This is a genomic window from Microcoleus sp. FACHB-SPT15 (assembly GCF_014849525.1).
Taxonomy (GTDB): domain Bacteria; phylum Cyanobacteriota; class Cyanobacteriia; order Cyanobacteriales; family Coleofasciculaceae; genus Symplocastrum; species Symplocastrum torsivum.
In genome coordinates this window covers 26362-39833 of sequence record NZ_JACJNU010000065.1, presented here as the reverse complement: position 1 = coordinate 39833, position 13472 = coordinate 26362, and the positions used below count along the sequence as shown (strand labels likewise).

Annotated in this window: 13 protein-coding genes; 9 read left to right on the top strand and 4 right to left on the bottom strand. The window is 46.9% G+C overall.

The annotated features are described in order from the left end of the window. Window positions 1-157 precede the first annotated feature (157 nt). Window positions 158-913 (top strand): 16S rRNA (uracil(1498)-N(3))-methyltransferase, encoded by a 756-nt coding sequence (locus H6F98_RS28355; protein ID WP_192222084.1) that lies wholly within the window; start codon window positions 158-160, stop codon window positions 911-913. Between the two features lie 91 nt (window positions 914-1004). Further along, window positions 1005-2159, top strand: a complete 1155-nt coding sequence (locus tag H6F98_RS28350; RefSeq protein WP_192222083.1) for a lipopolysaccharide assembly protein LapB — start codon at window positions 1005-1007, stop codon at window positions 2157-2159. 6 nt (window positions 2160-2165) lie between these two features. On the opposite strand, the gene H6F98_RS28345 is transcribed toward H6F98_RS28350, so the two are convergent. Next, the gene (locus H6F98_RS28345) at window positions 2166-2711 is read right to left on the bottom strand and encodes a hypothetical protein (protein ID WP_192222082.1); all 546 of its coding nucleotides are present in this window, start codon (window positions 2709-2711) and stop codon (window positions 2166-2168) included. Between the two features lie 400 nt (window positions 2712-3111). Between H6F98_RS28345 and H6F98_RS28340 the strand changes: the two genes are divergently transcribed. Both H6F98_RS28340 and H6F98_RS28335 read left to right on the top strand, forming a co-directional pair. Beyond that, window positions 3112-3792: a triacylglycerol lipase gene (locus tag H6F98_RS28340; RefSeq protein ID WP_192222081.1), complete on the top strand. Its 681-nt coding sequence runs from the start codon at window positions 3112-3114 to the stop codon at window positions 3790-3792. A gap of 155 nt (window positions 3793-3947) precedes the next feature. Further along, on the top strand, window positions 3948-4832 hold the full coding sequence (locus H6F98_RS28335) for a ChaN family lipoprotein (RefSeq protein WP_192222080.1): 885 nt from the start codon (window positions 3948-3950) through the stop codon (window positions 4830-4832). Here H6F98_RS28335 and H6F98_RS28330 read toward each other — a convergent pair. Next, a complete protein-coding gene (locus H6F98_RS28330) occupies window positions 4819-5880 on the bottom strand; it encodes a zinc-dependent dehydrogenase (RefSeq protein ID WP_192222079.1) in 1062 nt (353 codons plus the stop codon). The two genes, H6F98_RS28335 and H6F98_RS28330, sit on opposite strands and share 14 nt — an antisense overlap. Window positions 5881-6038: 158 nt before the next feature. Here H6F98_RS28330 and H6F98_RS28325 point away from each other — a divergent pair, with 158 nt between their 5' ends. From H6F98_RS28325 to hetR, 4 genes are all read left to right on the top strand, one after another. Continuing rightward, window positions 6039-7856, top strand: coding sequence for an FAD-dependent oxidoreductase (locus tag H6F98_RS28325; RefSeq protein ID WP_192222078.1), 1818 nt, complete (start codon window positions 6039-6041; stop codon window positions 7854-7856). A 244-nt stretch (window positions 7857-8100) separates the two neighbouring features. Then, window positions 8101-8283 (top strand): hypothetical protein, encoded by a 183-nt coding sequence (locus tag H6F98_RS28320; protein WP_192222077.1) that lies wholly within the window; start codon window positions 8101-8103, stop codon window positions 8281-8283. Window positions 8284-8361: 78 nt separating this feature from the next. Beyond that, entirely contained in the window at window positions 8362-8583 is a 222-nt protein-coding gene (locus H6F98_RS28315) for a hypothetical protein (protein WP_192222076.1), read from the top strand. Between the two features lie 233 nt (window positions 8584-8816). Further along, window positions 8817-9716 (top strand): heterocyst differentiation master regulator HetR, encoded by a 900-nt coding sequence (gene hetR / locus H6F98_RS28310; RefSeq protein ID WP_192222075.1) that lies wholly within the window; start codon window positions 8817-8819, stop codon window positions 9714-9716. A gap of 30 nt (window positions 9717-9746) precedes the next feature. Here hetR and H6F98_RS28305 read toward each other — a convergent pair whose 3' ends face one another. Continuing rightward, window positions 9747-10547, bottom strand: coding sequence for a TIGR00297 family protein (locus H6F98_RS28305; protein ID WP_192222074.1), 801 nt, complete (start codon window positions 10545-10547; stop codon window positions 9747-9749). 477 nt (window positions 10548-11024) lie between these two features. Between H6F98_RS28305 and H6F98_RS28300 the strand changes: the two genes are divergently transcribed. Next, window positions 11025-12314: an RNA-guided endonuclease TnpB family protein gene (locus tag H6F98_RS28300; RefSeq protein WP_192222073.1), complete on the top strand. Its 1290-nt coding sequence runs from the start codon at window positions 11025-11027 to the stop codon at window positions 12312-12314. A gap of 45 nt (window positions 12315-12359) precedes the next feature. Here the strand turns inward: H6F98_RS28300 and H6F98_RS28295 are convergent, their stop codons facing one another. Next, a complete protein-coding gene (locus H6F98_RS28295; protein WP_192222072.1) occupies window positions 12360-13445 on the bottom strand; it encodes a tetratricopeptide repeat protein in 1086 nt (361 codons plus the stop codon). Window positions 13446-13472 lie beyond the last annotated feature (27 nt).

Sequence of the window (13472 nt, the reverse complement as noted above, 5' to 3'; positions counted from 1 at the left end):
AGCTATCAGCTTTTTTGTTTTCCTTGCTCTATCTAGATTTCACACACCTGAGATGTACCTCATCTCTCCAGGAAACTGTTATGAGCAAAATTAAGTATTGAGTGAAAAGAAACATTGCTGTTTCTGAGGAGAACGTTTAGATAACAGGAGATATTAATTGGCTCAGTTACAACGGTTGGTTATTGCACTAGAACAACGAATAAACCAGCAGATTCTTTTAACTGACGCGCAACAGCATTATCTGGGTCGAGTACTACGGCTAGGTAATGGCGATCGCTTTATTGCAATGGATGGACAAGGCAGTTGGTTGTTAAGCGAGTTAGAAGCCAACCTCACGCAAGCTAGAATTATTGAATCTCTATCTGTTCAAACTGAGCTGCCTTTTGCGGTGACGTTAATGGCAGCAATGCCCAAAAGTAGCGGATTTGACGAGGTGGTGTATCAGGCAACCGAGTTGGGAGTTACAGCGATCATCCCGTTGAAAAGCGATCGCACACTGCTTAATCCCAGCCCCCAAAAAGTTGAACGATGGCGACGCCTGACCCAAGAAGCCGCCGAGCAATCTGAGCGTCAAGTTGTACCAACAATTCTCGACCCTGTTGACTTTGCTACTAGCCTTCAGCTAGCTGACACCCCACACACCTACCGTTATATTTGTGTCGCTCGTGGCAATCCTCCCCATCTCCTCAGTTGCTTACAAGATATAAAAATACAACTTAAAACCGCTCAGGCTTCTACTCCGCAACTCCCCTCAGTTGTCATTGCGACTGGACCAGAAGGTGGCTGGACAACTGCCGAGGTAGAGAAAGCCACTGCTGCAGGATTTCAACCTGTTTCCTTAGGATGCCGCATCCTAAGAGCCGTGACAGCTCCAATCGTTGCTCTATCTCTTGTCGCTTCAGTTTTGGAGTAAAAGTATTTAGGAAGATTCCTCAGCTAAGCACCCTTAATTTGATTTTCGCCACTTCCAATCCCCAATTCCCAATTCCCAATTCCCTGCCATCATGATTGACCAAGTTGCTGATGCTTTTGAGCGAAAAGATTATCGAACAGCTACCCGATTACTCAAACAGCTAGTAAAGCAGGAACCGAAAAACCCTTGGGTACGGCTCTATGTTGGACGACTGCATGAAGAGACAGGTAAGCCGGAATCGGCTGAAACCGTCTACCGTCAGTTACTCCAAGGTACAACTAACCCTAAGATTATGGCTCAAGCGCGTCAGGGACTAGGGCGCATAGAAAGAAGGGAAAAAGAGCAACGACAGCAAGCACTTGCTCAGGCGACGGCTAACCCCAACAGTACAGAATTAGGGCTTTTAATCCTAGAACCTATTCCTGCTGAAATAAAACACGTAGCTGCCCAGAAGCTTGCTCGAATTATGCAGATAGATGCTTACACCGCAAGGCTACAACTTCCAACACGAGGCTGGCGTCTGTATCGCGTTGGTCCTGTAGGAGAACTGCAATTCTATGTTTTATCGCTGCGACAAGCGGAGATTCCCTGCTTTTCGGGAACTCTACGTGGTATCCAAGAACTTAACGTCTTTAACGTCAATTATTTTTCTAGTAGTGAAGCGGGGACAACGTTAGGAACGTCAAACAACCGTTCATCTCAAGCTACAGTTGTTTGCAAAAATGCAGACGGACAGTTGGGAACGCTTGCCTTCAAGTGGTCAGAAGTGACCCAAAGAGTAGAAGGGCTTTTGCCTCTGTTTGACGAAGTTGTAGACTTAGACGCACGCCGCAATCTACAACGCAAAACTCAAACTCTCGATTATGTGCAGTTTTGTGACCTGCATTTACCGGAGCGGCGTACTATTTTGCGATTAGGCGATCGCAATTATCAATTTCAGCAGGGAATTCCTCTTTCCCAAATTCAGCCAAATATTCAGCATCCTAAACCAGACGTATCTTCTTTGCACCAAACAACGACTAGAAGAAGCTGGAACAACTTGCTAGCTTTCCTCAACCAATCACTGCCTCAGGTACCAGTCTGGTCAGATTTCACAACCTTTGCCGAAACAGCCATCGATTATAAAGAAATGCTGGGACACTTGACCTCTCACATCGACCTGTTTCGACGTGAAGAAACCCCTTGGGACCCAGCATTTCAGTTGTATAGCGGACTAGTTTTCCTCAAAAATGCCTCTGGGCAATAAAAGCGCTTAACCAGGCGTTTTCACCTGACGCGCCATATCACGGAACATATCAAGGCTTGGTCCAGGACGACGGCGACTCTGACTAGCTGTCGGCATTAAGTAGTTTGGAGCAAAGGTTTGTTCAACTTTGCCATTTGTGGATGGGGCTGGTGGGTTTTGCTGGGCTTCAACTTGTACTGTCTCGTTCTTGGATGGGACGGCAATCTTGCCGGGATCTGGCTTTTGGGCTTTTGCTTCTGGCTTCTTAGCTTCTGGCTTCTTGGCTTCTGGCGATGGTTCGGTTTTGGGCCGATCTGCCACGGCTACACCTACGGTTTCCTTTGCAGATTCTAGCTTTTCGGCTACAGTCCCCGCTGCGGCTTTCAGCGGTTCTGCTATCTTCTCTTGGACTACTGCCTTAGCATTGTCAATTTCGTCTAGCTCTAGGTAAAATCCTTTTGATTTTTTAGGCTTGGGAGCAGTTGACGTATTATCTTGAGATTTTTTGCCACCGATAAGCCCACCGAAGAAGGCGGCAATTCCACTGAACAACTTTTTGATAAAACCGAACATTTACCAATACTCCTGGCTTTAGATGAATTTAATGGTGTTGCCAAAGATGAGAGCCGACTATTCCAACTTTGATACAAAAGGTTATTAGCGCGGCTTGGCTCAAGTGACGACTTTTTAGATGAAGTTTGCCCGAAAGTTCCTGCCAGATTGAATTATGAATTTTTACGGCGACCCAGTGCAAGATTCACCTTAGCTTCTCCACAAAACTTTACAGTCTGTCTCTAAACGGTATAAATGCTCAACTTCTGCTTAGTCAAGGTCACAAGGGAATTTATCTATATTTACAATCATCTCATGTTTCCTGTACAGATTGGGACACTCTCACTGGGTGTACCACAGTAGCGATCGCTTAGGGTATAGGGCTGACTAAGCTGAGGTTAGGTAAGTTATTCGATTGACTATGAAAATTGCAAGTGATTACGCTACGCCCAAACTTCGCGATCGCAATCCTATATTGTTGATTCACGGCATTACCGACACAATCGCCGTTTTTCAGGGTATGGCTACCTACCTGAGCGCCCAAGGGTGGTCGGTACATAGCTTCAATTTGATACCGAACAACGGTGACCTTAGTCTTGACCAGTTAGCGGCGCAAGTGGCTGATTATGTAGCTAAGACCTTTGACCCCAAGCAACCGATAGATGTCATTGGCTTCAGTATGGGCGGCATTGTCTCACGCTACTACATTCAACGGTTGGGCGGTATCGACCGAGTACAGCGCTACATCAGCATCTCTGCGCCCAATCATGGCACCTTAGCCGCTCACCTGTCTTGGCGTCCTGGCTGCATTCAGATGCGTCCAGATAGTGAGTTTCTACGGGATTTAAATCGGGATGCCTCAATGCTGGAACGGCTGAACTTCACTGTGATGTGGACACCTTATGATTTGATCATTGTCCCAGCGAAGAGTTCTCAGATGCCAGTGGGTAAAGAAGTGATAGTGCCTGCTCGCCTCCATGCTTGGATGCTAACCGATGAACGATGTCTCAAAGCTGTTGCGGCTGCACTCTCGGAGCCAGTTTTCGTGGCTGATGATAAGACCGTATCATCTCCAACAGGACTTACGCAAATCCATCCTTGAAACACCATTTGCAGGGGCGCACAGTTGTGTGCCCTTACCAGATATGGGGCTTGTGCGTAAGTCCTATCTAAGTTAGTTGCAAACGCGATTTACCTCAGTAAGTACTTCTGTAAACTAATGCCTAAAGTGAACTGTGCCAACGCTGTGCAAATGTTATGAAAAAACGCCAAATTACTAAACTTTACGCATGGTCGTTAGGAATTTTCTTTCTCTGCACCACTCCAACTTATGCCCAAATACCAACATCTCCCCTGCAAGAACAGCAACAACTTACTCAACAACAGATATTGCAGGAACTTGGGCAAGCTGATGTTGTTTACCTGGGAGAAACACATAATCGCGCCGAAGACCATCAAGCGCAACTAGAAATCCTGCAGGCACTCCACCAGCAGAATCAAAAAATCGCCGTTGCAATGGAGATGTTTCAGCGTCCCTACCAGGACATTCTTGACCAATACTTAGCAGGGAAAATTACAGAAGCTCAGTTAGTTGAGCAAAGTGAGTATGATGATCGTTGGGGTTTCCCTTGGGAGTACTATGCACCCATACTTCGCTTCGCTAAAACTCATCAACTGCCTGTCTTAGCCTTGAATACACCGACAGAGGTGACACGAAAAGTTGCTCGTAGTGGGTTAGAAAGCCTAACAATTGCTGAACGTCGGCATATCCCACCCTTTTCAGAAATTCGGACAGATAACGCTGAATATCGAAAAATGGCAGAGGGAAGCTACCAATTGCATCATCAAGCAGGACAGGGCAACAGCAACAGCTTTGAGCGGTTTTTCACAGCGCTGGTGTTGTGGGATGAAACAATGGCAGAGAAAATTGCCCAATTTATTAGAGCTAATCCAGACTATCAAGTTGTGGTCTTAGCAGGGCAAACTCATATCGTCTACGGTCATGGGATACCGAGTCGTGTTGCGCGACGCCTTAATAATCAGTTAGTACAGCGTTCAGTCTTGTTTGATAGTCCTCAAGATGCTCAAGCGGAAGGAGAAAACGCGATCGCTGATTACTTTTGGCAACCTATCCAACAGTAGCTTGAGGGTAGATCAAGATTTTGTAAGTATCGGGGGTTGGTTTAATCGCTTGTTCAACAGCCTTTGCTAATTTTTGGAGAGGATAGCGATCGCTAATTAACGCATCCACATCAATGCGCTGGTTAAACACAATGTCAGCAGCAAGAGACTGAAGGCGATAGGAGGAACTGTAGCTTCCCATCAAGTCGATTTCTCGGCGGTACAGGATATTAGGATTAATGGGAATTTCCACCTCATCCGGGAACTCGGCAAAAAATAGGATTTTTCCACCCTTGCGTGTACAGTGAAGGGCTTGGAAAAAGGCTTTGTCACTAGGAACGGCTAAGAGAGTTGTATCAACACCCATCCCCTCAGTAAGAGAGAAGACTTTCTGTTGTAAATCAGCATCACGGGCATCAAAAGCCGCTTCAGCACCGACAGCTAGCGCTTTCTCAATCCGGCTAGGGATGAGGTCAGTTGCGATCGCTCTTGCACCAAAATACTTCACCAACATAATGAACATTAGCCCAATTGGACCCGCACCCGTTACCAAAACTGTTTGTCCGGGGCTAACTTGCGCTTTTTTGACCGCCTTAAGGCAACAGCTAGTGGGTTCTACAAAACTCGCTTGTTCAAAACTAACGCGATCGGGGATGGGAATTAACCCCCCACTCCGAACAATATGCCCTGGCACCTTGACATACTCGGCAAAGCCGCCGCCACTAGGCGTAAACCCAGCCGTTGTCGTGATGTTTTTATAAACCTCACACATTGAGAAGTTGTCATTCAGACAGTAGCCACAGCGCATACAGGGAATGTGGTGCATCACAACTACCCGTTGCCCAACCTGCCAACCCTTAACATCCTCTCCCACCCCTGCAATTACCCCAGCGGTTTCATGCCCATAGATGCGGGGTGGTTCGTAGAGAGGATAGCAAATCTTTTTAATATCCGACTGGCAAAGCCCTACGACTCGCACCTGTACCAACACCTCATCACTTTGGAGTTCGGGTACTGGCACCTCTTCGTAATTCAGTTGATTGACCCCTCGGAATACCTGTGCTTTCATCCTGCTACCTTGTAACCCCCGCGATTTTAGACTTTACCACTCGCTAGACCAGGCTGGCAGAAATAACTGACAAAAAAATCCCCATCACCCCATCTCCTCATCGCTTTTTAAGTGACGGACTGAGAGAATTTTTTAATTCCTAATCCGGGTAATGGCTAATGAATGAATTAACGACTGATGTTTTAGTGGTTGGGGGTGGTACAGGTGGCACAGCGGCGGCTATTCAATCTGCACGTCAAGGTGTTCAGACCATTCTAGTGAGTGAATTTCCTTGGTTGGGGGGAATGCTGACTTCTGCGGGTGTCTCAGCGCCTGATGGGAATGAACTTGTCGCCTTTCAGACGGGTTTATGGGGGGCATTTTTGCGGGAACTGCGGCAACGGCAGATAGGTGGATTAGACAACAGTTGGGTGAGTATGTTCAGTTTCGACCCTCGCACAGGTGCGAAGCTACTTGCTGATTGGGTGCAGCAGCTACCTAACCTGAAGTGGATTGCTGGGCAAACTCCCTTAGAGATTTTGCAGCAGGGCAACTGCATTACGGGTGTTCGATTTGAAAATTTCACCGTTAAAGCCAAAGTCACGCTAGATGCTACGGAACTAGGAGATGTGTTGGCTTTAGCCGACGTGCCATACCGTTGGGGATGGGAACTGCAATCTGAGTTTGAGGAACCCAGTGCCCCAGTCTCAGTTAATGACTTGACGCAGCAATATCCAGTACAATCACCAACCTGGGTAGTCGTCCTCAAAGATTTTGGGGAGACAGAAGATGCCCCAGAGATTCCTCTCCCCCCTGATTATTCCCCAAATCAATTTGCGGGTGCTTGGGACAATTATGGGGCAGAGCAATTTCTGAATTATGGACGCCTACCAGGAGGACTGTTTATGATTAACTGGCCTCTGTGTGGCAATGATTATGGTGAAGGCGTTGGGCGCTTAGTTGAATCTACAGACAAGCAGCAACAGTTTCTTCAGGAAGCCCGTTGGCACACTCAAGGTTTTGCTCACTTTATTCAGTCTCAGCTAGGGCATCGCTATGGTTTAGCTGATAACATCTTTCCCGATTCCCTATTTGGTGGAGGGGCTTATGCGCTACATCCTTACTACCGCGAAAGCCGTCGTCTTCAAGGACTCGTTACGGTGCGGGAGCAAGATTTATTGCCAGTTGCTGACGGACGAGTAGCAGCGTTGCCTATCGATATTAATGGAGGAAATGCGATCGCCTCCATTGCTGTGGGTAACTATGCTAATGACCACCACTATCCCGGTATCAACTTTCCTTTAAAATCGAAATCCGTTCGCTGGGGAGGGCGCTGGACAGGAACACCGTTTACGATTCCCTATGGCTGCTTGGTACCGCGTTCAACTGATGGTCTTTTGGTCTGTGAGAAAAATATTTCTGTGTCTCACATTGCTAATGGTGCAACGCGGTTGCAACCCGTAGTTATGAACATTGGGCAAGCGGCAGGAATGGCAGCCGCATTATCCGTAAGCTTGAATTGTCAACCTAGGGATTTGCAAGTTAGATCTATTCAAGAAGCCCTATTGCAAGACCCAGTTGCTCCTGCGGCGATTATTCCTTTATTTAATCTGCCTTCGCACCATCCTGACTGGCTATCCTGGCAACGCTACTACCTGGATAATCCAGAGAACTATCCAGCGACAGGTAATACGAAAGGACTGGGGACTTTCAAGCCTGAAACTAACGTCACAGCAGAATCTTCCCAACCACTAATCCCTAATTCCTACCACTCAACACCATTCACAGGCGTTTTTCAGCGCTGCAATCACCAGGATTACCGTATTACCCTAACTACTCCAGAAGCTCATGAGGGTCAAACCTGGACGTTAATTACTCTACTCTCCAGCGTGGATGAGCAACTACAAAGTTGCATCGACCAAGAACAGCTCACGGTCTGGGGTCATCTTAACCACTCAGGTTGCTGGTTAGTAGTCGAAAAGATTGACTTACCGTAATACGCTCGTAAAACTTGTAATTTTAACACCAATTTTCGCGCAAGAAAATAAACTTCCAAGGAAGTTATTCCTGATGTGCCTTCAGGAACTCCGTATCAGGTACTAGAAACTCTGATACGGACATCTGCTATGAGCATTTACACTACTTTCTTTGGTCAATCGCTCTCGGCTAAAACTCAGCAAGAAGACAACAAGGCTCCTCATCGTGGTAGCGGACGCTGAATCCCCAATTATACATGCACCAATGAATTTTTGGGAAGGTGTAGGAGGAGATAGTAAGCTAAGCTTTGCTCTTTGGGTAGAATTTCCGTGGGGCAACAGTGAATGTAGAGTCCTTCAGCACACCCGCGACTGTGAGCGGCAAGACTATGGTAAGAAGCGATCGCGCTACTCAAAAATTACCAGAGTTTTGCCGCTCTTCAAGTAAGCTTTGACGAGAGTTTGTCCTGATCCCATAGCAGAAATCTCGTATCAGGGACTAGAAACCCTGACACAAATTTTTGTTATGCGTACTTTTATCTCTAGTATTGTGTTTACTCTACTAGCAATTCCACTTTCTGTTGGTTCTCAGGTCATCACCGACTGGAGAATAGCACAATTACAGGATGCTTCTGCTACCCAATTGCTAGCGGCAAAAACTACAATAAGAGGAAATCCAGCACCACATCCCGGAAGTGGACGCAAACCTTTGTTTCAATTACAAGAAAATCCATTTACCCAGCTATGATTGTTACTGGAAGACCTTCATCTATCTCGCTTCCCTTCGTGGTAGCGGAGTTTTTCAGTTTTTACGTTTATTAATTTGTTTCCTATAATAGAATATTCAGTTTTAAATATTAGGGTGCTTAACGTAAGCGCATGTTCTGCGGCGTGAGGTGAACTCACTGATTTGGTGCAACGGTGAGGCAAATCACTTAAAGAACAAAACTTCTGTACCTATGCGACATAACCGCCCCTAAGATGATTAACCACCTCGATCTGATCAAAAGCCTCAGCCCCAGCGCAATGGATCAGATTATGCTGTACCTGGCTTTCAGCGCGATGAGAACCAGCGGCCACCGACACGGGGCTTTCTTGGATGCAGCAGCAACGGCTGCTAAATGTGCGATATACATGACCTACTTGGAGCAAGGTGAGAATACCCGGATGACTGGGCATTTGCACCATATTGAGCCAAAGCGGGTCAAAGTAATTGTTGAGGAGGTCAGACAAGCTCTAACGGAAGGGAAGCTGCTAAAGATGCTAGGTTCTCAGGAACCGCGCTATCTGATTCAATTTCCCTATGTTTGGATGGCTCAGTACCCTTGGCAACCAGGGCGATCGCGTATTTCTGGAACAAGCCTTAACTCCGAAGAAAAACGATACATCCAGGAAAAGCTGCCAGATAACTTGCCAGATGCTCAGGTGGTCAATTCGCTTCAGTTTTTGGAGCTGATTGAATTTCTGCACACTCGTTCTCAGGAAGATTTGCCCAAAGAGCAACGCCTACCGTTGAGTGAAGCGATGGCTGAACACATCAAGCGTCGCCTAATCTACTCAGGGACAGTAACACGAGTTGATTGCCCTTGGGGGTTGCCATACTACGCGCTCACCCGTGCCTCCTATTCACCAGTAGATGGAAAAGAACGTACCTATACCGTAGTGGAGGATACGGCGCGGTACTTCCGGTTGATGAGGGATTGGGCAGATCGAGAGCCAAAGGTGATGCGGTTACTGGAGGAATTGGATATCCCGCCAGAGAATATCGATCAGGCAATGGAAGAACTGGATGAAGTTATCCGCGCTTGGGCGGATAAATATCATCGTGCGGATGGTGAGCCAGTGATTCTACAAATGGTTTTTGGCCCACAAGTGGAATAAACAACTGAGGGACGAGGGGAATCGCTTAATTTAAGCAATTCCCGTTGTACCCAAGCTTAACCCTTGCCATGCTAAAGCCAATAGTACTGCGGCGATCGCACCAATCAGTGTATTAAAAACGTTCACAAGTTCATTCGTCATCCAATCAAATTTTGATTGCAGCGTTGCCCCAATCACACTTTCCAGGTTAGTGGCAATGAAGGCGGCGATTATACAAATCGCTACACCTCTCAAATCAATGAGATGAACCCCCCAACCAACAAACGCGATCGCGGCTGAAGCAACGATCCCTGCCAGGGTTCCCTCTAAACTAACCGCTCCTTCAGTTCCCCGTGCCACAGGCTGTAGGGTAGTGATGAGAAACGTCCGCTTTCCATAAGCTTTTCCAACCTCACTAGCAGTGGTGTCAGAAAGTTTTGTAGAGAAACTTGCCACATATCCCAGTAACAGTAGGGATATAAGACGTTGCGCTCCTACGTCTTGATTAAAATACGGAACCACCAGCACTCCCAAGGCACACAAGGCTCCGGCAAGGGCTGAACCCCAGACATTTTCTGGGCCTCTTGCCCCCGATCGCTTCTCCGCAATTCCCTCGGCTTCTTTCTGCACCATACCGACGCGAGTAACGCCTGAACCTACTAGAAAGTAAAACAGCACGACCAAGTAGCCTTGCCAGCCAAGCGTCCCCCAGATCAAGACACCAAGTAGCCAACCGTGGAATAGTCCTGCGGGTGTCAGTAACTTCTTGGGAGCAATAAAAGCGATCGCGAGTAAAGCCGTATTCAATCCAACAGCAACAAGCCAAGGATTGAGAAAATCAGTAGAAAGCATCGCTAATCAGTTGGAAACATCCTACTGTGATTTTAGATTTAGAATTACAAATCCTCACTGCCTAAATCTAAAATCTAAAGCTTTTCATGGTTAGAGTTAGCTTCTGAGAGACATTGTTTGAAAGGCGATCGCATTTAACAGGTTCAGACTGGCTGATATGTTCTATGACCTGAAAGTGATTCCTAAACAAGTCAAGGTTAGTGAGATCGCACCAATGACTAAATAAGCGGTTCTAGGGATTGCCTATTCAATCTTGGGAAAAGGGGAAAGGAAAAAGAGCATTAGCTTTCCCCTTGTATCAAATAAGTAGTTTTATCATCTTGTGGGGGTTTTGGGGAGCTATAAGACCTGCGGTGTACCCGTTCTCTTCAGCGTCAGGATACATGGACTCCCCCAAGTTAATTTAAGGGGCAGCGACCCCCTTAAATTAACAATTAAAGGCTGCTTGGTAGCTAGTAAACTCAGTATTATACTGGAATGCTGACACTTACTCATCGCTACCGAATCTATCCAAACTCCTCTCAAGAGCAACAACTTATTGAGTGGATGGATAGCTGTCGCAGTGCCTACAACTATGCGCTACGGGAGATAAAGGATTGGTGCGATAGTCGTAAGTGTTTGATCGATAGATGCTCCATTGAAAAAGAATACATCCTCTCTCCTGATCTGAAGTTTCCAGGTGAAATTCAACAGCTTAATAATTTGCCCAAAGCCAAAAAGGAATTTCCTCGGCTCCAAGGAGTCCCTTCTCAGGTTCTCCAACAGGCTATTAAGCAACTGCACGTTGGCTGGAAATACTTTCAGGAGAGAGGTTTTGGCTTTCCTAGGTTCAAGAAGTACGGGCAGTTCAAATCGTTACTTTTTCCTCAATTCAAAGAGAATCCAGTGACGAACTTGCACGTTAAACTACCCAAGATTGGGGCAATTCCCATTAACCTGCACCGACCCATGCCTTCTGGATTTGTGGTCAAACAGGTGCGAATCTTGAGGAAAGCTGATCGATGGTACGCCTCTATCTCGCTGCAATGCAATGTTAGGGTTCCCGACCCAGCTCCACATGGTCATCCCATCGGAGTGGATATCGGGCTGTCCAAGTTTTTGGCAACCAGTGACGGTGTTCTCGTAAAACCTCCTAAGTTTTTTAAGCAACGGCATCGCCAGTTGAAATTGCTGCAACGCAGATTGTCTAGGAAAAAGAAGAGGTCAAAGAACTATGAGAAGCAGCGGATTAAAGTTGCCAGACTTCACCACCAAATCGACAACATGAGGAAGGACTTTCACTACAAACAAGCCCATGCCCTTTGTGATGCTGGTGCCATGGTCTTCATGGAGGACTTGGATTACCGGACTAGCGCCAAGGGAATGTTTGGGAAACACATGCTTGATGCGGCATTCGGTCAGTTTAGAACTATCGTCAAGTATGTGTGTTGGAAGCGTGGGAAGTTCTTTGCTGAAGTTGATGCTAGGGGGACTTCTCAAGAGTGCCCTGAGTGTAATGGTGAAGTCAAAAAAGACCTGAGCGTTAGAGTTCATGACTGTCCTCATTGTGGATACAAAACGGACAGAGATGTTGCTAGCGGTCAGGTCATTAGAAATCGAGGAATAGCCCTACTCGCTTCGCTGCGTCCGGCTTCGCCTATCATTAGTACGCTGGGACACAGCGGAATGGAAACTGCCTGTGCAGACGATCTACCGAAGCCTGAGGTAACTCAGTCTAGGCAAGTGTCGAAATCCCGTAAGGGAAAAACCAGGAAAACCCAATCGTGAGGTTGGAACCCAGCGCTGTACTCGTAGAGTCAGCGTCTGGAGATGTCACCTTCGCTCATACAGGATTTGAGCGAGATCGTTGCGTAAAAGGGTTTCTTCCTGGGTATCTCCGATCGCATTTGCCACAGCGATCGCTTGTATGTAATAAGTCCGGGCATTGGACAAACTGCCCGTGACTTGAGAAAGCTCAGCAAATAGCCGTAGTGCGATCAGTTCTTCAGAGCGGTTGGCTTCTTTTTGCGCCAGAGCGATATATTGGTTAAGCGATCTAAATGCCAATTGATACTCTCTAGCTGCACTGTGAGACAGTACCAAGCCCCTCAATGCCCGAAATTGGTTGGTGAGATCACGACTATCTTCAGCGAGTATCCGTGCTAGTCGGTAAGAAATTTGAGCCTCTGGCTGACGTTTAGCAGCACGATAGGCATCTCCCAAATTATTGCGCGTATTTGCTTGCCCTAGTCGGTCTGTCGCGGCACTCCGAAAATCCAATGCCGCTTCGTAGCGATTGATTGCTTCCGTATAGTTTCCTGCTTCAGCCGCTACTAAACCAAGATTACTCAGACTTAATCCTTCACCCTCTCGATTTTTAATACTACGGGCAACCGTCAGGGCTTGTAAAAAAGTATTTTGTGCGGCTTCCAGGTTCCTATCTTTTAGTAGGACTGTACCCACATTATTTAAGGCATAAACCTGTGCTTGAAAATCGTTTAGGGTACGAGCAATTCCCAAGCGTCGGCGGAAGGCATCTTCTGCCTGTCGGTAGCGTCCTAGATTGACATAGGCTATACCCAAGTAATTGTAAGTTTGACCTAATCCCTGTAAGTCACCCGCTTGTTGATAAAGGTCAAGCGCTTGCAACCAGGTGGCGATCGCACTTTCCAAATCTCCACTGCGTTGCGCTTGTACTCCCTGCCGCACGAGTGAGTCGGCTTGATCTCTCGATTCTCTCTGAATACTGTTGTTTAACTGGATATTCAGTTGCTCGTCGAGGTCAATCATCGGGAAACTACTGGGTAAACTTTGCCCAAATGCACCCGTACTGGTGACTAGCACAGATGATAGAAGCGTTAGTAACCCCACTCCCGAAGAACTAGCGATCGCCTTTACCAACAGATACCCTCTCTTCATTGCTGCTCTTTGTGCTAGCTACCCTAT